The organism is Sorangium sp. So ce394 (genome assembly GCF_051474665.1).
GTDB classification, from domain to species: domain Bacteria; phylum Myxococcota_A; class Polyangia; order Polyangiales; family Polyangiaceae; genus Sorangium; species Sorangium cellulosum_D.
Map to the genome: position 1 here is coordinate 3,891,011 of NZ_CP150339.1, position 25,248 is coordinate 3,916,258.

Sequence of the window (25,248 nt, forward strand, 5' to 3'; positions counted from 1 at the left end):
CGCCGGCGCGTCAGCGCCCCTGCAGCCAGTGGATGACCTCGGATTCGAGGCCCGGCGCGCCCCCGAACCCGAGGCTCAGCGTCTGCGGGAAGCCCACGTGCCCGCCGAACCGGAGCCACTGGACGTCGAGCAGCGGCGAGCGCGGGTAGGCCTCGAGCGCCGGCCGCACCGTGTCGAGCGGCACCATGGGGTCGGCCTCCGTCGCGACGATCAGCGACGGAACGGCGAGGTCGCGGAGGCGCGGGGCGGCGCTCTCGCTCGAGTAATACGCCTCCGGGCTCGGATAACCGAACCGCGGCGTCATGATGCGCCGGTCCCACTCGCGGATCGTGCGGATCGCGAGCGCCTCCCGGACGGGCAGGGGCATGGCGCGGCGGGACGCCACGGCGCTGTACATCTCCTTCAGCGCCGACAGCACGTGCCAGCGGTACACCCAGCGCTCCGGCTGATCGATCGCCGCGACGGACTGCTCGAGATCGAGCGGCGGGCAGATCGCGGCCACGGCGCGGACCCGCGGGTCGAGCGCGCCGGACGCGGCATAGCGGAGCGCGATGTGCCCGCCGAGCGAGTAGCCGACGACGAGCACCCGCTCGTACCGGTCGAGCTCGGGGGAGGCGATGGCGGCGTGCAGATCGGAGAACAGGCCAGCGTGGTAGAGATCGGCGCCGTCGCCCCCGGCGCCGCGCAGGTTGACGCGCAAGCACGAGAGCCCGGCGCGCTCGGCCTGCGCGGCGGCCTCGACCACGTAGTGGCTCTCCAGCGTGCCGCCGAGGCCGTGGACCGCGACGAGGATCGACGTCGCGCCTTCGCGGTGGCGGACCCGGCCGAGCAGCCGGACGGGCCCGGCCGACGACTCATCGACGTTCACCGAGAACGGGGAGGAAGGGGGGAGCGACGGCGCGCGGAGCTGATGCTTGAGCCAGGGAGCGATCGTCCAGAAGTGGCCGTGGAGGAGGATGCGCCGCATCGACGCGCTCCTACCACGGCCACCGCGCTCGTTCTATTTGGCGCCGCGGCTCACCGGCACACGACCGGGGAGGCGCCGCTGCAGGAGTCCGCGCACTCGTCGCAGTAGGCGCACTGGATGGCCGCGTTGTAGATCGCGGCGCTCTCCGGATCGCGGGCGACGCAGGCTTCCTTGCAGTCGGTGTCCGGTCCGCACGTGACGTAGCAGTCGATGAAGTTGACGCACGCATCGCGCTCGCTGCAGGCCGCGAGCTCGTCGCGGCAGTTGCCGTCGAACGCGCACCGGACGCACCCCGAGCTGCCGTCCCCGCACACGCCCGCGTCGTCGCAGACCGGCGGCGGGACGGCGTGCCGGACGGTGAGGCTGAACGCGCCGTCGCTCGCGTCGCGGGACCCGTCCACCACGACCACGACCGTCTGGCCCGCGGCGAGCGTCACGGTGACCTCCGACTGCTCGACCCGCGTGTCGTCGTTGCACGCGAGCTGCGTCCCCCGGCACGTGGCGTCGTGCACGTGGACCACCGTGTCGAACGCGGACCCGTACGTATCGAAGACGTAGTCGCCGGCGACCTGCGCCGTGAACGAGTACCCCGCGTCGGGGGCGTTGGCGGCGCTGGGGCAGGCCTCCGTCGCGGTGGGCCGCACGCTGCTGGGCCGGCCGACCGTGCTGCCGGTGATCGTCTGCGGCACGAAGCCGGTGAACGCGCCCGCCGGGCAGCTCGGCTCGCTCGCCCGCGAGATCGCCAGCTCGAACGTGCCCGCCTCGCCGTCCGCGCCGTCGACCACGATGTAGACGGTCTGGCCCGTGGCCAGATCCGCCGTGAGGGGCGCGCTCGAGTCGGCGGCGCAGCCGATCTCGGCGCAGCCCGTGGCGTCGAGCAGGGCGAGGACGACGTTGTACCCGGATCTGCTGGCGTCGAACGAGTAGACGCCCGCGGTCGCCGCGGTGAACGCGTAGATGTGCTCGCTCGAGCTCGCGGACACGCACGTGGGGGCGTAGGCGTTCGGCAGGCCGACCGTCGTGCCGCTCGCGGTCTGCGGCACGGCGTTGCCGAGGTCCTGGTTCGGGCCCACCGTGCACGCGCACATGCCGGCCTGGCAGACCTGCGCGTCGTTGCACTCGGTCCCGCAGCCGCCGCAGTTCGCGGCGTCGGTCTGGACGTCGACGCAGGCCTCGCCGCACGCCGTGAGCCCGGAGCCGCAGCCGTCCCTGCACTCGCCCGCCACGCACGTCTGCCCGTCGGTGCACTCGGTCCCGCAGCTGCCGCAGTGCGACTCGTTGTTGGCGAGGTTGACGCAGGCGCCGCCGCAGTCGGCGAGCCCGCTCGAGCACCCTTCCTCCTGGCAGGCGCCGCCCTCGCAGACCTGCCCCTCCTCGCACGCGGCGCCGCAGTCGCCGCAGTTCGCCGGGTCGGACGCGGTGTCGACGCACGCGCCGCCGCACTCGGTGCGCCCCCCGGCGCAGTCGCCCTGACAGTCGCCGCCCTGGCAGGTCTGCCCCTCCTCGCACGCGTGGTTACAGCTGCCGCAGTGCGCCTCGTCGGTGTCGACGTCGACGCAGCGGTCGCCGCACAGCGTCTGCCCGGACTCGCACACGGCCACGCAAGCGCCCGCGCTGCAGACCTGCCCGCTCGAGCACGTCGCGCCGCACGCGCCGCAGTGGCTGGAGTTCGAGCTCGTGTCGACGCAGACGCCGTCGCATTGCGTCTCGGGAGCGATGCACTCGTTCGTGGTAGGACCGCCATCCGAGCACGACGCCACGGAGGCGAGCACCGCCGCGGCGAGCCAGAGCAGGGTGTACGTCGGCGCAAGCCTGAAGCGCGATTTGACCTTTTCCATGAGCCTTCCCTCGGCAGAGATGCCGGCGACGGGGGGTCGTAACGAAGAGCTACCGGGGAGGATACGCTGATGGCCTTCCGGGCTGTCAATGCTTGCAGCCCGATCCTGCGCGTAGATCGTGCCGGCGCGCGCCGCGTCGGCGCCGCTGCGGTCTGGAGGCCTGCGTCACGGCGTCAGGTCGTCAGGTCCATTGCGTGCGCGGCGCCGCCGGCGACGGGGCGCCGCCGAGCCGCGAGGCCGGCAGGAACTGCAGGAGCGCGAGCGCCTCGGCGATGTCGTCTTGGCTGATGAGGCCCAGGTACCTTTCACCGTCGTACACCGCGGCCACAGGGGCGCTCTTCTCGGACATGAGCCGCATCACGTCGTCGAGCGAGCGGTCGGCGTCCACGCGGGGGACGTCGCGCCGCATGATCCCGGCGACGTACGCGCCGCCCGCGCCCTCGGCGAGCGCGCGGACCACGTCGCCCCGCGTCAAGGCGCCGATCGGCTGCCCGTCGAGCAGGACCGCGAAGTCGGTCTGGTAGGTCGTGAGGATGTGCTCGGCGGCGTCGCTCACGCGATCGCAGGGCGACAGCGCGATGGCGCGCCGGTTGTAGGCGCGGCCGACGGGGACGACGCCGAGGATCGACCGCGCGCGCTCCGTGGTCCGCTCCTGCGTCGCGCCGAGGAACACGAGCACCGAGATGAAGGCGAGCACGAGGTGGCCCGAGAGCACGGCGAGGGCGAACAGGGCCACCGCGATGACCTGCCCGATCGCGGCCGCCGCGGAGGTCGCGCGCGCGGGGCCGATCGCCATCGAGAGGCCGGCCCGGAGCACGCGCCCGCCGTCGAGGGGCAGCGCCGGGATCATGTTGAAGACGGCGAGCGCCACGTTGGCGCCGAGGAGCCAGAGCAGCGCCGTGGGCAGCGACGGGCTCGCCCCCGTCCCGAGCGAGGGGAGCTCCGAGAGCAAGCCGAGCGCGCCGGTCACGACCAGGAGGACGGCGGCGAGGACCACGTTCACGGCGGGGCCGGCGAGCGCGATGAGCAGCTCGTGGAGCGGCTTCTGCGGGCGGCCCGCGAACATCGCGACGCCGCCGATGGGCAGGAGCAGGATCTCGCGCACGGTGAGCCCGAAGCGCCTGGCCACCAGGCTGTGACCGAGCTCATGCAGGGCCACGCAGGCGAAGAGCGCCAGCATCAGCGCGGCGCCGAACAGCGCCCCCCGGGCGCCGTGGTGGCCGCTCCACTGGAGCGCTCCGAGGGCGACGATGAGCCCGAAGGTCGCGTGCACGTTGACGTCGATACCGGCGATCCTGGCGACCCTGAATGACCATTTCATGGTGTCTGGCTCCTGCTGGATGCGCGCGAGCGGCGCGTCACGGCGCGGGAGAAGCCGACGACCGCGCGCGCCCGGCGGTGCGGCCGGGTGGCCTGGTCATGAGAGCTCTCGATGCCTGCTCGACGATCCTCGGGGTTGTAAAGCAATGCGCGTACCGGATTTCACGGCGGCGGCGGCGGGCCGGGCGGGCGGCGCGCTCCCGCGGCGCCTCGCCGCAGCGGGGCATTTCGCACCGGGCATTCGAGGCGGAGTGTTTGCGCGGGGACAGGGGGCAGAGCGCGCCCGGCCGAGGCGGGTGAGGGGCGGCGGCGCCGGCGGCGGGCGCCGCGGCGCGCGGAGCGAGGAGCGAGGAGGAGGGGAGGCGAGGGCGACGCGCGGATTGCCCGGGCGCGGGAGGCGGTCTAGGACGGCGCAGGCGCGAGCGAGGGCCCTGCCATGACGCAAACCGCTTCGAGCACCGACCGATTCCCCCCGCAGATCAAATACATCATCGGAAACGAGGGGTGCGAGCGCTTCAGCTTCTACGGCATGAAGAACATCCTGACGTTCTTCCTCATCAACTACATGCTGATCCACGAGCACGTGGCCAAGGCCAACTACCACCTGTTCGTGAGCGCCTGCTATTTCTTCCCGCTCCTCGGCGGCTTCCTGTCCGATCGCTTCTTCGGGAAGTACCGGACGATCCTCTGGCTCTCGCTCATCTACTGCGCGGGGCACGCCTGCCTCGCCATCTTCGAGAGCAGCCCGAGCGGCTTCTACGCCGGGCTCGCGCTCATCGCCCTCGGCTCGGGCGGGATCAAGCCGTGTGTCTCGGCGCACGTCGGCGACCAGTTCTCCGAGGAGAACAAGCACCTCGTCAAGCACGTGTTCGCGCTCTTCTACTGGATCATCAACTTCGGATCCTTCTTCGCATCGGCCCTGATCCCGAAGACGCTCGAGTGGTTCGGGCCGAGGGTGGCGTTCGGGATCCCCGGCGCGCTCATGCTGATCGCGACGGTCGTGTTCTGGATGGGGCGCGACAAGTACGTGCATGTGCCGCCGACCGGCAAGAACCCGCACTCCTTCCTTCGCGTCCTCTGGGATGCCGTCCGGGGCGGGCGCGGCGCGCGCGGCGCCACCGAGGGCGGGCACTTCCTCGACGCGGCGCGCGGGAGGCACCCGGAGGGCGCCGTCGAGGGCGCCAAGGCCGTCTTGCGGGTGATGACGATCTTCGCGCCGATCCCGGTGTTCTGGGCGCTGTTCGACCAGAAGGGGTCGACCTGGATCGTCCAGGCGACCCGCATGGATCTCGAGGTGCTCGGCCACAAGCTCGCCCCATCGCAGCTCATGGCGCTGAACCCGCTCATGGTGATGCTGATCATCCCCTTCAACACGATGATCCTCTATCCCGCCCTCGAGCGGCGCGGGGTCCGCCTGACGGCGCTCGGCCGCATGACGGCGGGCATGGCGATCGCCGGGGTCTCGTTCGTCGCGGTCGCCGCCATCGAGCTCGCGATGGGCTCGGGCGGCAGCCTCAGCGTGCTCTGGCAGGCCGGGCCCTACCTGCTCATCACGCTCGCCGAGGTGCTGGTGTCCACCACCGGCCTCGAGTTCGCCTATTCCCAGGCGCCGCGCGAGATGAAGAGCACCATCATGAGCTTCTGGAACCTCACGGTGACGGTCGGCAACCTGATCACCGCCGGCGTCGCGGCGCTCAACGTGTTCTCGGGCGCGATGCAGTACCTCTTCTTCGCCGCGCTCATCCTGCTCGCCGCGCTCGTCTTCGGCCTCCTCGCGCGGCGGTACGTGGTGGTCGACCACTTCCAGCCGAGGCCCGCCGGCGCGCCGCCCGTCCCGGCGGCGTGACGCGCGCGGCCCCCGCCGCGCGCTCGGCCCCCGCCGCGCGCGCTCGCCCCTCGCCGCGCGCTCAGCCCGCGTCGCGCTGCTCCTCGTCCTCGCGCTCGGCCGGCTCCGGTGGGACGCGCACCCGCACCGTGCGGATCTGCCGAGGGCTCGCGTCGACGATGTGGAGCTCCGCCCCGGCCGGGGTCCTGAGGACGTCGCCGGGCGCGGGGATGCGCCGGGCGAGCCCCATGCACAGGCCCGCGACCGTGGACCAGCGCGCGTCGTCCGGCAGCTCGATCTCGAGCTGCCGGCTGAGCTCGTGGACCGGCATGTCGCCGGGCACGAGCGCCGACCCGTCCGGCTCGCGGCGGATCCCCTCGGTGGGGAGCGCGTGCGCCTCGTTCTCGGCGAAGATCTCGCCGACGAGCTCCTCGACGAGGTCCTCCATCGTGACGATGCCGATCATGCCGCCCTGCTCGTCCACGACGATGGCGAGCTGGAGCCGCCGCCGCTTCATCTCGGCGAGGAGGTCGACGGCCGGCATCGACGCGACCACGAAGTAGGCCGGGCGCAGGACGCTCTCCAGCGAGAACGGCCCGTCGCCCCAGAGGAGCGCGAGCACCTCCGGCGTCGTGACGTAGCCGATCACGTTGTCGTTCGACCCCTCGTAGACCGGCATCCGCGTGTGGCCGTGCTCCAGCACCGCGCGCTGGACCTCCGCGGCGGTCGCCTCGCGCGGGACCGCCACGACGCGGACGCGCGGGAGCATCACCTGGAGCGCGGTGAGCCCGGCGAAATCCAGGGCGCGGGAGGCGATCTCGCCGGCGCGCCGGTCGACCGAGCCCGCCTCGGCGGCGTCGTCGACGATCTGCTGGATCTCCTCGGGCGAGATGCGCGCCTCGACGAAGTTCGTGCGGTCGCCGAAGAGCCTCAGCACCAGGTTCGAGCTCGCCGTGAGCAGCCAGACGAGCGGGCGGGCGAGCGAGGCCAGGCCGCGGAGCGGCGGGCCGACGAGCAGCGCGTACCGCTCGGAGGAGCGGAGCGCGAGCGACTTCGGGACGAGCTCGCCGAGGACGAGCGAGAGGAACGAGACGAGCGCGACCACCGCGGCGAGCGCGAGCTCGTCCGCGGCGTCCCCGATCCACGGCACGGCGCGGAGCAAGGGCGCGAGGTCCTGCGCCAGGGTCGACCCGCCGAAGGCGCTCGCGGTGGCGCCGACGATGGTGATGCCGATCTGCACGGTGGCGAGGAAGCGCTCCGGGTTGCCCCGCAGGCGCTTCACCGCGCGCGCCCGGCGGCTCCCCGACTGAATGAGCTGGTCGAGCCGCGTCTTGCGGACCGTGACGACCGCGATCTCGGCGCCCGCGAAGATGCCGTTCACGAGCACGAGCGCCAGGATGATGAGAATCTCCGATAAAATGATGGTCTCCTCCGAGGCGCTCCGGGGACATAGCGCGTCGCCCCTGGCGCGGCAGCGACGCGGAGCATGCACGGACAAGGCCGGCGAGCGATCGTCGCCGCCCGCGCTGCGATCCGTGGTTGCGCCTGTGATGGAATTTTCTGAAAGGGCTGGCGCGCCGGGGTGGCGGGCTGGGCGGCGGGGTCACACCGCGCCGGGCGGCGGGGTCAGGCCGCCTTGCTGGCCCGCCGGTCGCGCACCGCCTGGGCGAGCAGCTCGAGGACCGGCACCGTGTCGTTCCAGCCGAGGCAGGCGTCGGTGATGCTCTGGCCGTAGATGGGGAGCTTGCCCGGCGTGAGGTCCTGCCGGCCGCCCACGAGGTGGCTCTCGATCATGACACCGAGGATGTCGCGGGAGCCGGAGCGCAGCTGGTCGGCCAGGCTCTCGGCCACGATCCGCTGGCGCGCCGGGTCCTTCTGGCTGTTGCCGTGGCTGCAGTCGACCATCAGGCGGCGCGGCAGGCCCGCCTTGGTCAGGCGGTCGGCCGCCTCGCGGACGTGCTCGGGCGCGTAGTTGGGCCCGCGCTGCGAGCCGCGCAGGATCACGTGGCAGGCCGAGTTGCCGCGCGTCGCCACGATCGCCGAGATGCCCTGCTTGGTGACGGACAGGAAATGGTGCGCCTCGCGGGCGGCCCGCACGGCGTCGACCGCGATCTGCACGTCGCCCTCGGTGCTGTTCTTGAAGCCGACGGGACAGGAGAGCCCCGAGGCGAGCTCGCGGTGGATCTGGCTCTCGGTCGTGCGCGCGCCGATCGCGCCCCAGGAGATGAAATCTGCGATGAACTGCGGCGAGATCGTGTCCAGAAACTCGGTCGCGCTCGCGAGGCCGAGCTCGGCGATGTCGCGGAGCAGCCCGCGGGCGACGCGGAGCCCCTTGTTGATCGAGAAGCTCCCGTCGAGGTCGGGGTCGTTGATCAGCCCCTTCCAGCCGACCGTGGTGCGCGGCTTCTCGAAGTACACGCGCATGATCACGAGCAGGTCGTCGCTCAGCCGGTCGCGCGCCTCCCGGAGCCGCGCCGCGTACTCCAGCGCGGCCTTGGGGTCGTGGATGGAGCAGGGGCCCACGACCACGATGATCCGGTCGTCGTCGCCCGAGACCACGCGCTCGGCGGCCCGGCGCGTGAACGCCACCGTCTCCGAGGCGGCGGAGCTGACGGGGATCTCTTCGATAAGGATCGCGGGGGGGATCAAGGGCCTGAGCCCTGCAATGCGAAGGTCGTCGGTCGAGTAGTACATCGTGAGGATGCCAGCATAGCGCGTCGCAGCGCGCTGCGATATGCCCCGACTGCCCGTGCGTGAAACGAAGGCATTTTTTCTTCCGGATCGCCTTCCGGTCCGTTCCGATCGGTCCGGGGCGGCGCCGGCCAGGGCTGGCCAGGGCTAGCCAGGTTTGGCCAGGTTTGAATAATTCCGGTCGGCCTGAAGATTTGCCTCGCTGGTGCTCGCGCGCCGTCGAGGCGCAGGCGTCCGGAACGCCCGGTCGCGGACGGCGGGGGGCTCGCGCGGGCGCACCTCTGGGCGGCCGGCGGTCTCCACGGCTCACGCGCCCGCGGGCGCGTGAGCCTGCTCGGCGCCGGATCTGCGGGCGAGCGGGGCGCTGCTCGGGGGCGTGCGGCAGGGCGCCGCCGGCCGCTTCGCGCTCGCGCGGGCGGAAGCCGCGGGCGGCGCCCGTCGCGCGGCCTTTGCGGGCCGCGGCGCGGGCTGCCGCTCGCCCGCGGCCTCCGCCGGCCGCGGCGCTGGCGGCCGTTCGCCCGCGGCCTTCGCGGGCCGCGGCGCGGGCTGCCGTTCGCCCGCGGCTTCGGCCCGCCGCGGCGCAGGCCGCCCGGCGTGGCCCCCCGCGGTTTGCGGTGGCCGCGTTCGCTGGCGCTCGGCGCAGGGCTCCTCGATCAGCGCGCGCAGCGAGGCGATCGCGCGGGTGCGCCACTTGTACGCGGTCGACAGCGGGATCCCGTGCTGCTCGGCGATCGTCGCCATCGGCAGGCCCTCGATGTCGTGCTCGATGAGGATCCGCTGCTCCTCGGTCACCAGCGACCCGAGCCGCGACAGGATGAGCGAGCGCGTCTGCTCCGCGTCGATCTGCTCCTCGGCGTTCGGGCGCTCGTCGGCGACGCGCCGCGGGGCCTGCCAAGACGAGAGCTCCTCGCGCCGGTGGTGCGCCCGATCGCGGTAGTGCGCGGCCACGTGGACCGTGATCCGGTTGAGCCACCGCTCGGGCCGCGCGCGGAGCGGATCGTAGGTGGGGAAGCTCTGGTATCCGGCGAGGAAGACGTCCTGAAGGATGTCGCTCCGGTCGCGGCGTGGGACCCCGAGCCGCTTCAGCCAGTTCCACACGGAGTCGTAGGTCTTCCCCCGAAAGAGCCGGACAAAGGCGCGCTGTCTATCCAGCGGCATCGATGGAGCGAGCGTGCGGTGCGGTTGTCCCATGCTCCCTTAGTTAGGAGGACCCGATCCCCCATCTCACAAAAAAGCCATGGCCCCTCAAAAATGATCTTCTGTGCGCGCGCGATCCCCGAGCGACCCACCCCAAAGCGCCACGGACGGGAGCGGTGCTCTCCCGCTTCGGATACGGGCCCACCTCGGCGTTTTCGGTGCTCGGCGTGCTGGAGCACGCCTGTGCGCCGAAAACGCCGATCTGGGCCCGTCTCCTGTGCGGGAGAGCACCGCTCGGCGGCGCGGGTCGAGAGGTAGAGAGGGGGCGGCGTGATGCGGTGGAGGGGAATCGCCGAGGGGACGGGGGGATTCAGAGATTTCCCTCGCGGCGTCCTTGGTGGCTTGGCGGGTCAATTCATGCTCGCCTGACCAACGGCGTGGAGCGCAGAGGGGAGGGGAGCGGCTGTCGCGCGGGCGCGGAGCGCGCGGAGCGCCGCGTTCCTCTCGGCGGTGAGGCGGCCCGCCGGGAAACGCCGCCGGTGCTCGGCGAGGCGGCTGTTCGCCTCCGCGTAGCGGCCCTTCGAGAGCGCCGTGATCGCGCCGTCGATGAGGGCGCGCTCGGCGGCGATCTCCTCGTCGTTCGACGCGGCGGCACGCCGGCCGGCGGGCGCGGCTGCGCCGGCGGCCGGACGGAGCGCGGCCTTCCGGCCGGGGAGCGCCGCGCCGCCCGCTGGCGAGATCCCGGCGGCCGCGCCCGGGGCGACCGCGCTTCCGCGATCCCGCGAAGCGTCCGCCGCGGCAGCTGCGTGCGGCGGCGGCGCGGCGCCCGCGGGTGACGGCGGCGCGGCGCCCGCGGGCGACGGCGGCGCGGCGCCCGCGGGCGACGGCGGCGCGGCAGCCTGCGTCTGTGGCGCCGCGACGGCGGCCAGGGCCGGCGACGCAGCATGGGCCTGCGGCGTGGGGGCCTGCGCCTTTGGCGCGGCGACGGCAGCCACGGCCGGCGCGGTCGAGGCGCGCGCATCGGCGGCGACCAGCGACGCGTCCGCGCGCAGCGCGCCGATCGCGATCGCGACCGCCGCGGCGGCGGCCAGCGGGGCCGCGGCGGTCGCGACGGCGTGGAGCGCGGCGGAGCGCGAGGCCGAGGCGGCGGCGAGCCGCCGCGGCGAGAGCGCGCGGCCGACCCGCGCGAGCAGCGAGCGCCCGATCTCGCGATCGGCGCGCGCCTCCTGGACGAGCGCGCCGGCGCTGACGGGGATGAACGCGAGCGCGCGGCCGCGCTGCCGCGCCTGCCAGCGGCGCATCGCCGCCTCGATGTCGACCCACGCGAGCCGGTGCCGGCTCCACGCGGTGCTCAGGGGGATCGAGAGCTGCTGGGCGATCTCGGCCATGTCGATCTCCTCGAGCTCGTGGGCGACGAACACGCAGCGGCGCTCCATCGGCAGCTCCGCGAGCAGCTGGTCGAGCACGCCGCGCCGGTCCCGCGCGATGACGCGCTGCTCGGAGTCGGGCGTGGCGTCGGGCAGCTCCGCGAGATCGTCGAGCGACCGGAGCCGCTCGCGACGGCGGTGGGCCCGCCGGAAATGGTTCGACGCCTGGTGGGTCGCGATCCCCATGAGCCACGACCGCACGCTGCCCCGGCTCGCATCGAACCGCGGCAGCGCGCGGTAGGCGCCGGCGAGCACCTCCTGGGCGACGTCCTCGATGTCCTGCGCGCGCACCCCGAGGCGAGCGAGGTAGCGGGCGATGAACGAGAAGTGCTCGCCGGCGATGGCCGCCATGAAGGCGTGGGAAGGCTCCACGGACGTGCTCTTGCGTGACGGTGACCCCATGTCTTTTCCCCCCTGGAGCGCGGCGACGTCGCCGCCGCGAAGCTGGTCAATGCGGCGCCCACGCCCCCCGAGCCACGGGAGCGCGCCGCGCGGGCGCCTCGCGCCGCGGATGCAGGTGGAAATCCACCCGGAAACCGACGAGCCCGCCGGACGCGGGCGGGGCCCAGAGGACACCCGACGGCCCCTCGATGCGGAACTCCGTGAGACGGAGCACGAGATCGCCATAGAGCTGCACGCTGATCCGATCCGAGAACGGCATCTCGACGCCGGCGCGCGGCCCCGTGGCGAGCCAGAGCGACGGCGTATCGACGAGCTCGATGTTGGAGCCGGATGTCTCGACGACCCCGATCGACACGAAGGCACAGGCGAAGAGGCGACGGATCTGGGAGCACGGGATCGCGCTCGCCGCCGCCAGCCAGGTCGTGACGAGGCCGCTCTTGTCGATCTGGACCGCGGCGGGCCATTGAACGTGGCCTTCCAGGCCGAGCGAGAAGGACGGATAACGGAGCGCGACGTGGAGCGCCGTCCCGGCGGTCGTGTCCGGCAGTATCCCGAACACCGCGGCGCCGGCGAGGCCGACGCTGATCCCGGGCCCCGAGGGGCGCGCCGGCGCTCCGGCCGCGGCCTCGACCGGGGGCGCGGGCGCGGGGAGCGGGGCGGCCGCGGGCTGCACGTGGAGGCTCGGATCGAGCGCCACGCGGAGCGAGAGCGCCATGTTCATGATGAGCTCCCTGCAGTCGTCGTTGTAGGCGACCAGGTGCCGCGACCACGTGATGGAGCCCTCGGCGTCGTGGAGCTCCATCGCGGCGTGCACCTCCCGGCCCGGCCCGCGGAACACGAGCGCTGTGGCCTGCAAAGCCGCCTCGGGCGCCACCGGGTCGTAGCCGAGCTGCCTGGCCAGCTCCTCGCGCAAGAGCCCCTCGTCCGGACAGCGCTCGGTCCCCGGCGCGCGCCGGTACTCGAGCTGCACCGCGGCGCGAGGCGGCGCGGCGGCGGCGCGCCAGGGCGTGAGCAGGGCCGCGGCCGCCGCGGCGAGCCACGCCGGCGTCCGGCGCCACGGTCGCCCCGGGGTCGCCGCGCCGGCTCCGGTGTTTCTTGCTGAAGGTGCTGACATGGTGCTCATCGCGGCGTGGTGACCGCTCGTTCAGGCCAGGGTTCGACGACGAGTGCGCTCCGTCGAGGAGCGGCCAAGGGGATCCGCTAGAAGGCGTCCACCGGGAGCGCGAGCCCCAGGCCGACCACCCCGGAGAGCGGCGGAACCCGCCATACCTCTTTGCCGTTCACCCAGAGCGATGGGCGGCTGTGGTTCGTGTGCAGCTCGACGAACCCGCGCAACGACAGATGCTCGGAGAACCGCCAGTCGCCGGCCGCCCGCAGGCCGATCGAGCTGATCCAGGCCTTGCGCGCCTGGATGGCGACGCCGGGATCGCTCGTGATCTGCAGCTCGCCGGCGTCGAAGACGGCGCACACCGACAGGACCCCGCGATGGCCGCAGATGTCGAGCGTCGGCATCGCCAGGCTCGCGTGGACCAGGACGCCGTCCTCGAAGGTGTCCGCCAGCGAGGTGAGCATGCGCGCCTCGACGCCGATCGACAGGGCAGGCCAGCGGAACGTCGTGGCGAACGAGGCCCCCCCGGCGAGCGCGGGCAGGAGGCCCGTCGCGAGCAGCGGCGACGCGGACAGCTCGCCGCGCAACATGTCGTCTCCTTCCTGCATGTCCCGTCGCGGCTCATCCGTCTCCCGTCGCGATTCAGACCGAGGCGTATCCGCGTGCACCGGGGCCGTTGCCGTGACGACAGCGACCATGACGGCGCAACCGGCGCGTGACATCGGCGTCCCGGCTAGGGTGGGATCTGTGCCGCGCCGCGCGGAGGGAACACCCCGACCCGAAGCCCCCAGCTGCCTCTCATCCGGCCGCTACACCCCGACATTTGCCCCCTCCTCAAACGTCTCCGGCGCCCGTGGGACAGTGCACCTCTGCCGCGTGGCGGAGGCGGGCTCGACGTCACCGCTCCCACGTCGTGATCCTGTAGATACCGACTTTGGAGCGCACGTAAAGGCTTTTGTGCGCGCACCCGATCGCCTGCAATGCATTGTGTTTTTGTTTTTAAAATTCTCCCTATCGAGAGATTTTTGTCGGGCCGATCGAACCCTGCACTGAGGATCTTCATCTCCGCGACATCGGGTCTGGTTGCGCCCGACCCTGGTTCAGGGAGAGCCCGCATCGCGCCCCGGGCGGTGCCGGCGCCGCCGCTTCGGCGGGGGCGCGCCGCAGTCACTCGTTCTCGCCCGGACGCTTGTCCGGGCGCGTCTGGCAGCAAAACGTGGTCGCACCGGTGAGGGTGATCCCGCCTCGCAGCTCTCCGCCGCTCGGCTCGCAGTGGCCGGGGTCGTTGACGTGCCAGACCGCCTTCATGCTCTTGGGCTTCATCCCGGGCACCGGCGCGAGGCATGCCGGGTCCATGCCCGACGTCGTGTCGGTGGCGAGCAGCGCGCTGCACGCCTCGTCCTGGAAGGAGAGGAGCGTCAGAGAGCACTCGCCGCCCGTGGGGGGGCCGCACTCGCAAGGCGAGCAGTGGCGATCGTCCACCATGCCGTCGTAGAGGACGACGTCCTCCGGGTAGTCCGGCGGGCACGTCGCCTCGCCGGCCCCGAGGTGCATGATGCACTGCGAGAACGCGTGATCCAGCGGCCGATCATCGACCGGAACGCACCTCTTCGGAGCCATGCAGGTATCTTCCGGGAGGATGCCAGAGCAGGCTTTCCCGGAGCGATACCACCGCGAGACGATGCGCGGCACCGGGGGGGGCTCGACGCTGGGCTCGCACGGCGTCATCTCGGGCGCGCCGAGCAGGAGCGCCTTGCGATCGCTCGCCAGCGCCTCGCTGGGCACCACGCAGGTGCCGCCCTGGATGTTCCGGGCGTCGTGCCGCGAGAGCTCGATGCCATCGCACCTCAGCGAGGCCGCCGTCCTGAGGCCGTCGGGCAGGGCGCACGTTGGCTCGCTGCACCGGCACGGGTCGCACACGAACGGGAAGTCAGGGGTCTCGTACCCCACGTACACCGTGCTCGGGGCGCTGTTGGGGCACTGCGGCTCATCCGTCGTCCTGCCCACCCAGAGCAACGCAGGGCCGTCGAAGCCCTCTGGAACCGGGTTGACACACTGGCCTGCGCACGTGCCGCATGCCTCGATGCACGCGTCGGGGTCGAGCTCCGTTTTGCAGTGTTCCGCGCACGTATGGTACGTCCCGCCGCCGAGCATCTCGCAGCCTCCGAGGCACGCGGCGAACAGCAGCGCAAGCGCGAGATCGGTCCTCTTCATGAGACCTCCTTTCGGGTAGAGCTCGCAGCCCCCGGCTTACTACAAATCCGGAGGACGCCGTCGAAAACGAGCCGCGCAGTGCGAGGAATGGCGCTGCTGGACCCATTGCGGATCGAGTGAGCGAATTCTAGCCGTTTGTGAAGATAGGCAGTTTTTGTTCGCGTGCGGGATGGACCGGCACCTGCGCCGGCGCAGCGACGCACTTTGTGAAATGAAGACTCCCCACCTCCCGTAAGCTCTCCGCGGCGGCGCGCAACCTCGCACAACCGCGCGCATCCACGCGCAACCACGTCGTTCGCCGTAGGCGCGCGGGCCGCCTCACCTTCCGGTTGCCAGGCGGAGAGCCGCGCACCCTCTGGTCGTCTTGCGCCCGAGCGCGGCCGCCGAAAGCCCTCGCGGAGCGCGCGCTTGCTGCGTTAGGCTCTGCGTCCTGATGAGTGGGGATCCACCCGATACCGAGCCTGCGCTGCATCCGACGGCGACCCATCCTCAGGAAGACATCGGCGGCCGGGGGGCGCCGTGCGGCACGCCGGTCCCGTCCGCGACCGTCGAGCTCTCGTCCGGGCGACGTTACGAGATGGAGGCGGCCGCGGCGGGCGATCGGCTGATCGTCCGCGGAAAGGACGGTGAGATCGTCCTGCAGATGGAGATCACCGACGCCGGTCCGGTGCTGTCGTTCGCGGCGCCCGACGGCGAGCGCCCCGGCGCGCGGCGGGGCCCCCGGAGGGGAGAGTCGTCCGTGCCCCCGCGGCGCGCGGCCTCGCCGCCGCTGTCCGCGATCGTCCCCCTGTCGAGCGGGAAGGGCCAACCCGGGGAGGGCGAGGCCGAGGAGCCCGTCGAGGTGCCGCGGGCGATGCCGCTGCCCTCGATCAAGCCCCCGCCCGAGACCGAGCTGATGGAGCTCGACGGCGGCAACGCGCGATCGGGGGTGACCCTCCGGCGCCCGCCCGGCGAGGCCGGCGCGGGCAGCGCCCCGCCGGCGGGCGCCGCGGCCCCCGACCCGGCCGCCGCCCAGGACCCTCCCGGCAAGCGAGGCGCGCTGCCCTCGCTCAGCCTGCAGCAGTACGCGGCCCTCTGCGCCGAGTCGTCGGTCGGGGTGGCCTCGTCGTTCGATCGGGCGCTCCTGCGCCACGGCATCACGGACCGGGACCTGTGGAAGGCGATCGATCGCAGCTGGCAGGACCGGCTCGAGCGCGAGCCGATCCTCACGCTGCGCTGGATGGAGCTCACGACGCGCTACCGCGAGCACCTGACGCGCCGGTAGAGCTCGCCGGGTCAAGCCGCGCGCGGCGCGAATTCCTGCTACAGGAGCGCCCCGCGCTCGCCGGGCAAGCTCCTGGAACCTGGAAGACGGGGCGGCGGAAAAAGGCGCCTGAGCCTCTTCCCGTCCTCTCCGTCTTCCTGTGAACATTCTCAAGAAGTGGCGCCGGTCCCCGGAGAGCGCGCGAGCGCGCGCCTCGTCAGGGCAGGTGGTCGGCGCCTGGAGTCGCTGTGCAGGGTCTTCTCGAAGCCATCCGAAAAGCCTGTCTTCCGGGCCTCTGGTCCCAGGGCGTGAAGCTCGCCCGCGAGGGCGCCGCCTTCGGCCGGGAGGACCGCGGCGATGCCGTCGTGGTCCGCGTCAAGGCCGCCGGCCAGCCGGTCGCGCCCACCGTCACCCTCTACCCCGCGGACGCCGAGTGGACGTGCGACTGCGGCGGCAAAGTCGACCCCTGCGCCCACGCCGTGGCGGCGGCGATCGCGCTCTCGCAACCGGCGGCGCAGGGGCAGCCGGCCGCGCAGGGCCAGCCGGCGCAGGGCCAGCCGGCGGCGCAGGGCCAGCCGGCGGCGCAGGGCCAGCCGGCGGCGCAGGGCCAGCCGGCCGCGCGGGGCGGCGCCGCCGCCGTGGCGGCCCCGGCGGCGCGGCTGCGCTACCGGCTCCGACGCAAGGGCCTCGTGCTCGCGCTCGAGCGGATGGTCGTCCACGCGAGCGGCGCCGAGGAGCCGCTCCGGATCTCGCTCGCCAGCCTCGCCGGGCGCGGCGTCAGGGCCCCGGCGGGGGCCGAGCGGCCCGGACCGAGGCTGCCCGAGCTCTACCCGACGCACGAGGACCTCGCGATCGATCGGCTCGTGGGCACCAAGCAGCACGGCTACTTCCCGTCGGATCGCCAGCCCGAGCTCTTCGCCGCGCTGGCCGGCGTCGCCGACGTGGAGCTCGACGGCGCGCCCATCCGCGTCTCCAGCGAGGCGATCGGCCCCCGCGCGGCGGTGCGCGATCAGGACGACGGCGTCGCGCTCGTCGTGGAGCGCGACCCGCGCGTCGACGAGGTGATCGCGTCGGGCGTCGTCCGGTGCGGCGGCACGCTGCACCTGCTGCGGGAGACGGACCTCACGGGCCCGAAGCTCGAGCGGCTGCCGCTCCGGCGGATCTTCTCGCGGGGCGACCTCGGCAAGCTCGTGACCCAGGTCCTGCCCGAGCTGACCAAGCGCGTCCCGGTCACCGTCCAGAGCCAGCGCCTGCCCCGCGCGGGCGGCGCGTCCAAGCCGCGGATCCTCCTCGAGCTCAGCCAGAAGGATCACACGCTCTCGGTCGTGCCCAGCCTCGTGTACGGCGATCCACCCGAGGCGCGCATCGAGGGCGGCCGGCTCGTGCACCTGTCGGGCCCCGTGCCCGTCCGCGACGAGGCCGCGGAGCGCGAGCTGCTCATCCGGCTGCGCGACGAGCTGCACCTCATCCCGGGCCGCCGGGTCGACTTCGACGGCGCCGAGGCGATCCGCTTCGCCTCGCGCCTCGAGGCGTGGGACGCGCGCGCCTTCGCCGACGCGCGCGGGGAGCTCTTCGGCAAGGCCGAGCTCGTGCCGCGCTTCGTCATCGACGACCGCGCCTTCGACGTCGCGTTCGAGCTCTCGAGCGACCGCGAGGACGGGGCGGGCGAGGGCGCCGGCGCGCCGCCGAAGCGCGCGGACGCCGCGGCCGTGATCCGGGCGTGGCAGGACGGCCTGCCGCTCGTGCCGCTCCTCGGCGGCGGGTGGGCGCCGCTGCCCGCGGCGTGGCTCGAGAGGTACGGCGCGCGCGTCGCCGACCTGCTCGCGGCGCGGCGCGACGACAAGGAGGTGCCGCCGGCGGCGCTCCCGGCGCTGGCCGCCCTGTGCGACGAGATCGAGTACCCGCGCCCGTCCGGCTTCGACAAGCTCATGCCGCTGCTCGACGGCTTCGCGTCGCTCCCGGAGGCGCCGCTGCCGGCCGACCTGACGGCGACGCTGCGCCCGTACCAGCGCCGCGGCGTCGACTGGCTGTCGTTCCTGCGCGACGCCGGGCTCGGGGCGGTGCTCGCCGACGACATGGGCCTCGGCAAGACGCTGCAGACGCTCTGCGCGGTGCGCGGCCGGACGCTCGTCGTGTGCCCGCGCAGCGTCGTCCACAACTGGGCCGACGAGATCCGGCGGTTCCGCCCCGGCCTCAGGTTCGCGGTCTACCACGGCGCCCGGCGCGCGCTCGATCCCGCGGCCGACGTCACGCTGACGACCTACGCCGTGCTCCGCAACGACGTCGAGCTGCTCGCGGCGCAGGCGTGGGACATCGTGGTGCTGGACGAGGCGCAGGCGATCAAGAACCCCGACAGCCAGGCGGCGCGCGCGGCGTTCGCGCTGCGCGCCGAGCTGCGCGTGGCGCTGAGCGGCACGCCGGTCGAGAACCGGCTCGACGAGCTCTGGAGCCTGCTCCACTTCACGAACCGCGGCCTGCTCGGCGGGCGCAGCGCCTTCCAGGAGCGCTACGGGCGGCCGATCGCCGAGGGCGCGGCCGGCGTGGCGGCGGACCTGCGGCAGAAGATCCGTCCCTTCGTGCTGCGGCGGCTGAAGCGCGAGGTGGCGCCCGAGCTGCCGCCGCGCTCGGAGATGGTGCTCTACTGCGAGCTCGAGGAGGCTGAGCGCGAGCTCTACGAGGCGGTGCGCGCGACCACGCGCAAGGACGTCGTGGAGCGGCTCGCGCAGGGGGCGAGCGTCATGGCGGCGCTGGAGGCGCTGCTCCGCCTGCGCCAGGCGGCCTGCCACCCGGCGCTGATCCCGGGGTCGGGCGCCGGCCCCGCGGAGGCGGGCGCGGCGCCCGCGGCGCGGGCCGCGCCCTCGTCCAAGGTGATGCGGCTGCTCGCGGCGCTGGAGGAGTGCGTGGCGGACGGCCACAAGGCGCTCGTCTTCTCGCAGTGGACCTCGCTGCTCGACCTCGTCGAGCCGCACCTCACCGAGGCGGGGATCCCGTGGAGCCGCCTCGACGGGGCGACGCGCGACCGCGCCGGCGTGGTCAACGCGTTCCAGTCGCCGGGCGGCCCGCCGGTGATGCTCATCTCGCTCAAGGCGGGCGGCACCGGCCTGAACCTGACCGCGGCGGACCACGTCTTCCTGCTCGATCCCTGGTGGAATCCGGCGGTCGAGGATCAGGCGGCGGACCGGGCCCACCGCATCGGGCAGCACCGCCCGGTGCTGGTCCACCGGCTCGTCGCGAAGGACACGGTGGAGGAGGGGATCCTCGCGCTGCAGGAGCGGAAGCGCGCGATCGCCGGGGCCGCGCTGGGCGAGGCGGACCGGGCGGTCGCGCTGACCCGGGAGGACCTGCTCGCGCTGCTGGGGTAGCGCGAGGCGAGATCGGGATCTGGGCGGCGCGCCGGGCGCGCCCAGGCAGCGCCGCGCCGGCTTGCGGGGGTTGGGCCGTCATGGGATGAGCGGGCATGCCGCGAAGAGCCATCCTCCCCCTCGCTGGGCTGCTCACGTCGCTCGCTGCGTGCACCGTCAACAGCCCGCGAGAGCCGGCGCCCGAGCCGCCGTCGCCGGCCTCGTCGCCCGCGGAGCGGCCGACCACGGCGGCTCCGACCCCGCCCGCGCCGGCGACGCAGGAGCCGACCGCGCAGGCGCCGACGACCGCGGCGCCGACCGCGCAGGAGCCCACGGCGCAGGCGCAGCCCACGACGGCGCCGACCGCGGGCCCTGGACCCGGGGACGACGCGCTGCTCGGCACGTGGAGGTCCGCGGCGTGCGGCTCCCGCAAATACGAGCGCGTGCTCTCCTTCGCGAAGGGCGGCAGCTTCACCGCCGAGGATCGCGTCTCGCCTTGTCCGCCGAAGGCGGCGTGCATCTGGTCGGGCATCATCCAGCGCCAGGGGGCGTTCAAGCGCTCGGGCGACAGCCTCTCGCTCTCGGTCGCCGATGCCTCGAAGGGGCCGGGCGGCCAGCCGTTCCCGACCACATTCGCCGTCGACGCCGCGACCGGCGCTCCCGTCGAGACCGGCGACGGCGGCAAGCCCTGCCCGTACAAGCGCTGATCCGCCGCGCGCGGCGTCGACGCCGCGATCCGCCGCAATCCGCCGCGGCCGCTCGGCCGCCGCCGGTTCGCGTCCGCGCGCCTGCGTGCTATGCACCGCCGCTTCGATGAGCTCCGAGAGCGACGCCGCCGGCGCAGGCCGCCCGTTCACCGCCGCCGATCTCGACGCCTGCCTGCGGGTGCTCGAGTCCCTGGTCGACGACCGCGCGCAGCTCGCCTCGATCGGCGTCGAGGATCGCCGCCGGCTCCTCCTCGCCGCCGGCCGCGTCTCGCGCCCCGAGCGCGCCGAGCAGCGAGAGCTCGCCAGGGCGTTCCGCAAGGGCGAGCGGCGCGCTCGGAGGTCCGCCGACACCGCGCTCCTCGACGCGGTCGGCATCCGCGCCGCCCGCCGCGAGCCCGTGTTCCGCACGCCGGACGCCCCCGCGCTGGCCGCGCCCGCCGCCTCCGCCGCGCCAGCCGTCCCCGCGCTGGCGCCCCCGCTCGCGCCGGCGCCGCCCCCCGCGGAGGAGCCCGCGCCGCCGGGCGAGCGCGGCGGGCCGGAGCTCGCGAAGCCGCGCAAGTGCTACGTCTGCAAGGCCGAGTTCCGCAAGGTGCACTTCTTCTACGATTCGATGTGCGGCCCCTGCGGCGACTTCAACTACCGCAAGCGCAGCCAGACCGCGCCGCTCGACGGCCGCGTCGCGCTGGTCACCGGCGCCCGCGTCAAGATCGGCTATCAGGCGGCGATCATGCTGCTGCGCGCCGGCGCACGGGTGATCGTCACGACCCGCTTCCCGCACGACGCCGCCCGCCGCTACTCGTCCGAGGGCGACTTCGACGTCTGGGGCTCTCGGCTCGAGATCTACGGCCTCGACCTCCGCCACACGCCGAGCGTCGAGCGCTTCACGCGGCACCTCCTCCACACGCGCGACCGGCTGGATTTCATCATCAACAACGCCTGTCAGACCGTGCGGCGCCCGCCGGGCTTCTACGCGCACCTCATCGAGGGCGAGACCGCGCCGGTCCACGCCCTGCCGGAGGTCGCGCGGCCGCTGCTCCAGGCGTACGACGGCCTCCGCGCGCGCGGCGAGCTCCCCCTCGTCGCCGGCGGCGACCCCGCCGCCGGCCTCCGCGCGCCGGCGCTGCTCTCCCAGATCCCCGCCCCGGGCGACGCGCCCCTCGACGACGTGCTCTTCCCCAGAGGGCGTTACGACGCGGACCTCCAGCAGGTCGACCTCCGGACGATGAACAGCTGGCGGTTGACCCTCGCCGAGGTCCCGACCGTCGAGCTGCTCGAGGTCCAGCTCGTGAACGCGGTCGCCCCGTTCGTGCTGAACTCCCGGCTGAAGCCGCTCATGCTGCGACAGCCGACGTTCGACAGGCACATCGTCAACGTCTCGGCGATGGAGGGGCAGTTCTACCGCCGCTACAAGACGGACAGGCACCCTCACACCAACATGGCCAAGGCCGCGCTCAACATGATGACGCGCACCTCCGCGCCCGACTACGCGAAGGACGGCATCTTCATGAACAGCGTCGACACCGGGTGGGTGACGGACGAGGACCCCGCGGCCCTCGCCGCCCGCAAGCTGGAGGAGCACGGCTTCCACCCGCCGCTCGACATCGTCGACGGCGCCGCCCGCATCTGCGACCCCATCTTCTCCGGGCTCCTCAGCGGCCAGCACGTCTACGGCCAGTTCCTCAAAGACTACATGCCGACCGACTGGTAGGCGCCGCCGCGCGCGGACGCCCCCCGAGTCGAGCAAACTCAGCAGCAGCTGCCGACGGGACGGAGCTTTCCCCGCGCGACGGACAGTCCCGTGCGCTCACGGGGTACCCACCTCCACCGGCCGCGCCGTCGCGGGTGCGTCAGGGCGAGCTCTGCTTTGACGCTCCGCATCCTCGTTGTTGACAGCCGAGGCGGCCCGCTGATAAGCGATCACTTAACACTTACCACGAGGGAGCGCTCCCATGGAGACCCTGATCCACAACCCGCTGAGCCGCTTCCTCATCCAGGCGTTCCTGATCATCGCCTGCGCGCGGCTCGTGGGCATGGTCGCCCGCAGGCTGGAGCAGCCGATGGTCATCGCCGAGGTCACGGCGGGCATCCTGCTCGGCCCGTCGCTGTTCGGCTGGCTCTTTCCCGACACCTCGGCGGTGCTGTTCGCCCAGGAGTCGCTGCCGCTCCTGAAGCTGGTGAGCGAGGTCGGCCTCATCGTCTTCATGTTCCTCATCGGGCTGGAGCTCGATCCGAAGCTCCTGCGCGGGCGCGGCCACGCCTCGGTCATCATCAGCCACACCAGCATCATCGTGCCGTTCGCGCTGGGCGGCCTCCTCGCGCTGTACCTGTACCCCCGGCTCTCCCAGAGCTCCGTGCCGTTCATGTCGTTCACGCTGTTCATGGGCGTGGCCATGAGCATCACGGCCTTCCCGGTGCTCGCGCGCATCCTCACCGAGCGGCGCCTGCTGGGCACGAAGGTCGGCGCCCTCACGATCACGTGCGCCGCCGTCGACGACGTCACCGCCTGGTGCATCCTCGCGTTCGTCGTCTCGATCGCGCGCGCCACCGGGCTCGTGGGCGCCGTCTGGACCACCGTCTTCGCCGTCGCCTACATCGCCGGCATGATGTTCGTGGTCCGCCCCTTCCTGGCCCGGCTCGGCGAGCGCGGATCCAGCAAGGAAGGGCTCTCGCAGGACCTCGTCGCCGTCACGCTCCTCCTGCTCATCGTCTCGAGCTGGACGACCGAGATGATCGGCATCCACCCGCTGTTCGGGGCCTTCATGCTCGGCGCGATCATGCCGAAGGGCACCGGCTTCGCGCACAGCCTGGCCGAGAAGCTCGAGGACTTCGCCGTCGTCTTCCTGCTCCCGCTCTTCTTCGCGTACAGCGGCCTGCGCACGCACATCGGCCTGCTCAACTCGGCCGACGGCTGGATCATGTGCGGCCTCATCATCGTGGTCGCCTGCGCCGGCAAATTCGGCGGCAGCGCCGTGGCCGCCCGCCTCACCGGCCAGCGCTGGCGGGAGGCCAGCGCGCTCGGCATCCTCATGAACACCCGCGGCCTGATGGAGCTCATCGTCCTGAACCTCGGGCTCGATCTCGGCATCATCTCGCCCACGCTGTTCACGATGATGGTGCTCATGGCGCTGGTCACCACCTTCATGACCACGCCGCTCCTGCGCTGGATCTACCCGCCGGAGGAGCTCGCGAAGGAGCTCGCCGACGTCCCGGAGCGCACGCCCCTGCCCGTCGCGGCGGACGTGTTCACCGTGCTCATGTGCGTCTCCTACGAGCGCTCCGGCCCCGGCATGGTGACGCTCGCGAGCGCGCTCGCCGGCCACGGCCCCGAGGCGAGGCGCCTCTACGCCCTGCGCCTCATCCCGCCGACCGACCGCGGCTCGTTCTACCTCGACCAGGGGCCCGAGCGGCAGGGCGCGGCCGCGCTCGCGCCGCTGCTCTCGCGGGCCAAGGAGCTCGGCGCCGAGGTCCGGCCGCTCTCCTTCGTCTCGCCCAAGCCGAGCCACGACATCTGCAACGTCGCCGACGTGAAGCAGGCCGACCTCGTGCTGGTCGGCTGGCACAAGCCGCTGCTCAGCCAGACCGTGCTCGGCGGCACCGTCTACGAGGTCATGCGCGGCGCCCGCACCGACGTCGGCGTGCTCATCGATCGCGGGCTCACCGCGGTCCGCAAGCTGCTCGTGCCGTTCCACGGCACGGCGCACGACAAGGCGGCGCTCGCGCTCGCCCGCAGGCTCGCCCAGCAGGTCGGCGCCGACGTCACCATCCTCCACGTGGTCAAGCCGAGGCGCAGGTCCAGCGATGCGCTCGGCGCGCAGGACGCGGTCGACGAGGTGTTCGAGGGCGAGGAGGGCGGCGCGCTGCGCAAGGCCAAGGTGGTGCTCAAGGTGGTCGAGCACGACTCCCCCGCGGACGCGGCCCTCGAGGAGTCGAAGCGCGGCTACGACCTCGTCCTCGTCGGCGTCGGGGCCGAGTGGGGCCTCGCGCAGCGCCGCTTCGGCATCCGCGCCGAGGACGTCATCCAGGGGTGCCCGACCTCGCTGCTCGTCGTGCGCAGCTACGAGCCCGCCGCCGCCCGCGCCCCGGCCCCGGCGCCCTCCGCGCCGATCCTCTCGGCCGCCCTCGCGGGCGAGCCCGATCGCTCCTGAGCCCCATGCCGGCCCTCTCCGACGCCGAGAGCGCCTCGAGGGCGCGGGCGCTCGCCGAGTTCGGGGCCGCGCTGCGGCTCCTCCGCGTCGAGGCGGGCCTCAGCCTGCGCGCCCTCGCGCACCGCATCGGCGTCTCCAGCGCCTACCTGAGCCGCGTCGAGCACGGGCACGACGCCATCCCCACGCCCGACCGGCTCACCGCGATCGCGGGCGCGCTCGAGCTGCCGCCGGCGGTGCTCCTCGAGCTCGGCCACCAGGTCGAGCCGCTCGTCTCGCGCTACCTCGAGCGCGTCCCCGCGGCGAACGCGCTCTTCCTCGAGCTCGCGCGCCGCAACCTCAGCGGCCCGCAGCTCGCGCGGATCAAGGCGTTCGTCGACGCCGAGTTCCCGGTGAGCGCGCCGTTCGGCGTCTCGCCCGCGCGGCGGCTCAGCGGGCTGCTCACGCCCGAGCGCATCGTGCTGCACCTCTCGTGCGCGCACATCGAGGACGTCATCGACGTCGCGGCGTCCCGGCTCGCGCCCCCCGGCGGCGCGCTGGCCGCGAGCGCGCTCGCCCAGGAGATCCTGCGGCGCGAGCGCGAGTCGTCCACCGTGCTCGGCAACGGGGTCGCGGTCCCGCACGCGATCGTCTCCGGCGCCTGCCCCGCGGCCGTGATCGCGACGCTGGCCGAGCCGCTCGCGGTGCCGACGCCGGGCGGCGCCCCGCTCCGGCTGCTCGTCGTCCTCGTGTGCGGCGAGGGCGGCCGCGCGCACCTCGAGCTGCTCGCCCAGGTCGCCCGGCTCGCCAGCCACAACGCCGCCGACGCGCTGTGCGCCGCGCGCGGCCCCGAGCAGCTCATCGAGCAGCTCTCGCAGATCGAGGCCGGCTGCGGGTGACGCCGCTG

General features: G+C 73.4%; 17 protein-coding genes. 7 read left to right on the plus strand and 10 right to left on the minus strand.

Annotated elements, in window-relative coordinates:
• Positions 1 to 10 precede the first annotated feature (10 nt).
• From WMF33_RS14520 to WMF33_RS14530, 3 genes are all read right to left on the minus strand, one after another.
• Entirely contained in the window at positions 11 to 967 is a 957-nt protein-coding gene (locus WMF33_RS14520; RefSeq protein WP_437337690.1) for an alpha/beta fold hydrolase, read from the minus strand.
• Between the two features lie 50 nt (positions 968 to 1,017).
• Positions 1,018 to 2,805 carry an MXAN_6577-like cysteine-rich protein gene (locus WMF33_RS14525; protein WP_437337691.1) on the minus strand — a complete coding sequence of 596 codons (1,788 nt, stop codon included), beginning with the start codon at positions 2,803 to 2,805 and terminating at the stop codon, positions 1,018 to 1,020.
• 181 nt (positions 2,806 to 2,986) lie between these two features.
• Positions 2,987 to 4,126, minus strand: coding sequence for a site-2 protease family protein (locus tag WMF33_RS14530; protein WP_437337692.1), 1,140 nt, complete (start codon positions 4,124 to 4,126; stop codon positions 2,987 to 2,989).
• Positions 4,127 to 4,561: 435 nt separating this feature from the next.
• Here WMF33_RS14530 and WMF33_RS14535 point away from each other — a divergent pair, with 435 nt between their 5' ends.
• Positions 4,562 to 5,971 carry a POT family MFS transporter gene (locus WMF33_RS14535; protein ID WP_437337693.1) on the plus strand — a complete coding sequence of 470 codons (1,410 nt, stop codon included), beginning with the start codon at positions 4,562 to 4,564 and terminating at the stop codon, positions 5,969 to 5,971.
• A 61-nt stretch (positions 5,972 to 6,032) separates the two neighbouring features.
• On the opposite strand, the gene WMF33_RS14540 is transcribed toward WMF33_RS14535, so the two are convergent.
• The 7 genes from WMF33_RS14540 to WMF33_RS14570 all read right to left on the minus strand — a co-directional run bounded on the left by WMF33_RS14540 (position 6,033) and on the right by WMF33_RS14570 (position 14,929).
• Positions 6,033 to 7,442: a hemolysin family protein gene (locus tag WMF33_RS14540; RefSeq protein ID WP_437339483.1), complete on the minus strand. Its 1,410-nt coding sequence runs from the start codon at positions 7,440 to 7,442 to the stop codon at positions 6,033 to 6,035.
• A 134-nt stretch (positions 7,443 to 7,576) separates the two neighbouring features.
• Positions 7,577 to 8,644, minus strand: coding sequence for a 3-deoxy-7-phosphoheptulonate synthase (locus tag WMF33_RS14545; protein WP_437337694.1), 1,068 nt, complete (start codon positions 8,642 to 8,644; stop codon positions 7,577 to 7,579).
• A gap of 303 nt (positions 8,645 to 8,947) precedes the next feature.
• The gene (locus tag WMF33_RS14550; protein WP_437337695.1) at positions 8,948 to 9,799 is read right to left on the minus strand and encodes an RNA polymerase sigma factor; all 852 of its coding nucleotides are present in this window, start codon (positions 9,797 to 9,799) and stop codon (positions 8,948 to 8,950) included.
• Positions 9,800 to 10,188: 389 nt separating this feature from the next.
• Positions 10,189 to 11,577 (minus strand): RNA polymerase sigma factor, encoded by a 1,389-nt coding sequence (locus WMF33_RS14555; RefSeq protein WP_437337696.1) that lies wholly within the window; start codon positions 11,575 to 11,577, stop codon positions 10,189 to 10,191.
• Positions 11,578 to 11,653: 76 nt separating this feature from the next.
• Positions 11,654 to 12,721, minus strand: coding sequence for a hypothetical protein (locus WMF33_RS14560; RefSeq protein WP_437337697.1), 1,068 nt, complete (start codon positions 12,719 to 12,721; stop codon positions 11,654 to 11,656).
• An 86-nt stretch (positions 12,722 to 12,807) separates the two neighbouring features.
• Complete coding sequence (locus WMF33_RS14565; protein ID WP_437337698.1) at positions 12,808 to 13,305, minus strand: hypothetical protein; 498 nt, start codon at positions 13,303 to 13,305, stop codon at positions 12,808 to 12,810.
• A 577-nt stretch (positions 13,306 to 13,882) separates the two neighbouring features.
• Positions 13,883 to 14,929 carry a hypothetical protein gene (locus WMF33_RS14570; RefSeq protein ID WP_437337699.1) on the minus strand — a complete coding sequence of 349 codons (1,047 nt, stop codon included), beginning with the start codon at positions 14,927 to 14,929 and terminating at the stop codon, positions 13,883 to 13,885.
• 433 nt (positions 14,930 to 15,362) lie between these two features.
• On the opposite strand from WMF33_RS14570, the gene WMF33_RS14575 reads away from it, so the two are divergent.
• The 6 genes from WMF33_RS14575 to WMF33_RS14600 all read left to right on the plus strand — a co-directional run bounded on the left by WMF33_RS14575 (position 15,363) and on the right by WMF33_RS14600 (position 25,240).
• Positions 15,363 to 16,193: a hypothetical protein gene (locus WMF33_RS14575; RefSeq protein ID WP_437337700.1), complete on the plus strand. Its 831-nt coding sequence runs from the start codon at positions 15,363 to 15,365 to the stop codon at positions 16,191 to 16,193.
• Positions 16,194 to 16,480: 287 nt separating this feature from the next.
• A complete protein-coding gene (locus WMF33_RS14580; protein WP_437337701.1) occupies positions 16,481 to 19,534 on the plus strand; it encodes an SNF2-related protein in 3,054 nt (1,017 codons plus the stop codon).
• Between the two features lie 95 nt (positions 19,535 to 19,629).
• On the plus strand, positions 19,630 to 20,220 hold the full coding sequence (locus WMF33_RS14585; RefSeq protein WP_437337702.1) for a hypothetical protein: 591 nt from the start codon (positions 19,630 to 19,632) through the stop codon (positions 20,218 to 20,220).
• Positions 20,221 to 20,326: 106 nt separating this feature from the next.
• A complete protein-coding gene (locus WMF33_RS14590) occupies positions 20,327 to 21,928 on the plus strand; it encodes an SDR family NAD(P)-dependent oxidoreductase (RefSeq protein ID WP_437337703.1) in 1,602 nt (533 codons plus the stop codon).
• Positions 21,929 to 22,169: 241 nt separating this feature from the next.
• Positions 22,170 to 24,365 carry a cation:proton antiporter domain-containing protein gene (locus WMF33_RS14595; RefSeq protein WP_437337704.1) on the plus strand — a complete coding sequence of 732 codons (2,196 nt, stop codon included), beginning with the start codon at positions 22,170 to 22,172 and terminating at the stop codon, positions 24,363 to 24,365.
• A gap of 5 nt (positions 24,366 to 24,370) precedes the next feature.
• Entirely contained in the window at positions 24,371 to 25,240 is an 870-nt protein-coding gene (locus tag WMF33_RS14600; RefSeq protein ID WP_437337705.1) for a PTS sugar transporter subunit IIA, read from the plus strand.
• Positions 25,241 to 25,248: the final 8 nt, after the last annotated feature.

What these genes read in the sequence shown, in the direction of transcription:
- WMF33_RS14520 (WP_437337690.1), bottom strand. Translation starts at nt 967, where the DNA reads ATGCGGCGCATCCTCCTCCACGGCCACTTCTGGACGATCGCTCCCTGG.
- WMF33_RS14525 (WP_437337691.1), bottom strand. Translation starts at nt 2,805, where the DNA reads ATGGAAAAGGTCAAATCGCGCTTCAGGCTTGCGCCGACGTACACCCTG.
- WMF33_RS14530 (WP_437337692.1), bottom strand. Translation starts at nt 4,126, where the DNA reads ATGAAATGGTCATTCAGGGTCGCCAGGATCGCCGGTATCGACGTCAAC.
- WMF33_RS14535 (WP_437337693.1), top strand. Translation starts at nt 4,562, where the DNA reads ATGACGCAAACCGCTTCGAGCACCGACCGATTCCCCCCGCAGATCAAA.
- WMF33_RS14545 (WP_437337694.1), bottom strand. Translation starts at nt 8,644, where the DNA reads ATGTACTACTCGACCGACGACCTTCGCATTGCAGGGCTCAGGCCCTTG.
- WMF33_RS14550 (WP_437337695.1), bottom strand. Translation starts at nt 9,799, where the DNA reads ATGCCGCTGGATAGACAGCGCGCCTTTGTCCGGCTCTTTCGGGGGAAG.
- WMF33_RS14560 (WP_437337697.1), bottom strand. Translation starts at nt 12,721, where the DNA reads ATGTCAGCACCTTCAGCAAGAAACACCGGAGCCGGCGCGGCGACCCCG.
- WMF33_RS14565 (WP_437337698.1), bottom strand. Translation starts at nt 13,305, where the DNA reads ATGTTGCGCGGCGAGCTGTCCGCGTCGCCGCTGCTCGCGACGGGCCTC.
- WMF33_RS14570 (WP_437337699.1), bottom strand. Translation starts at nt 14,929, where the DNA reads ATGAAGAGGACCGATCTCGCGCTTGCGCTGCTGTTCGCCGCGTGCCTC.
- WMF33_RS14575 (WP_437337700.1), top strand. Translation starts at nt 15,363, where the DNA reads ATGAGTGGGGATCCACCCGATACCGAGCCTGCGCTGCATCCGACGGCG.
- WMF33_RS14585 (WP_437337702.1), top strand. Translation starts at nt 19,630, where the DNA reads ATGCCGCGAAGAGCCATCCTCCCCCTCGCTGGGCTGCTCACGTCGCTC.
- WMF33_RS14590 (WP_437337703.1), top strand. Translation starts at nt 20,327, where the DNA reads ATGAGCTCCGAGAGCGACGCCGCCGGCGCAGGCCGCCCGTTCACCGCC.
- WMF33_RS14595 (WP_437337704.1), top strand. Translation starts at nt 22,170, where the DNA reads ATGGAGACCCTGATCCACAACCCGCTGAGCCGCTTCCTCATCCAGGCG.
- WMF33_RS14600 (WP_437337705.1), top strand. Translation starts at nt 24,371, where the DNA reads ATGCCGGCCCTCTCCGACGCCGAGAGCGCCTCGAGGGCGCGGGCGCTC.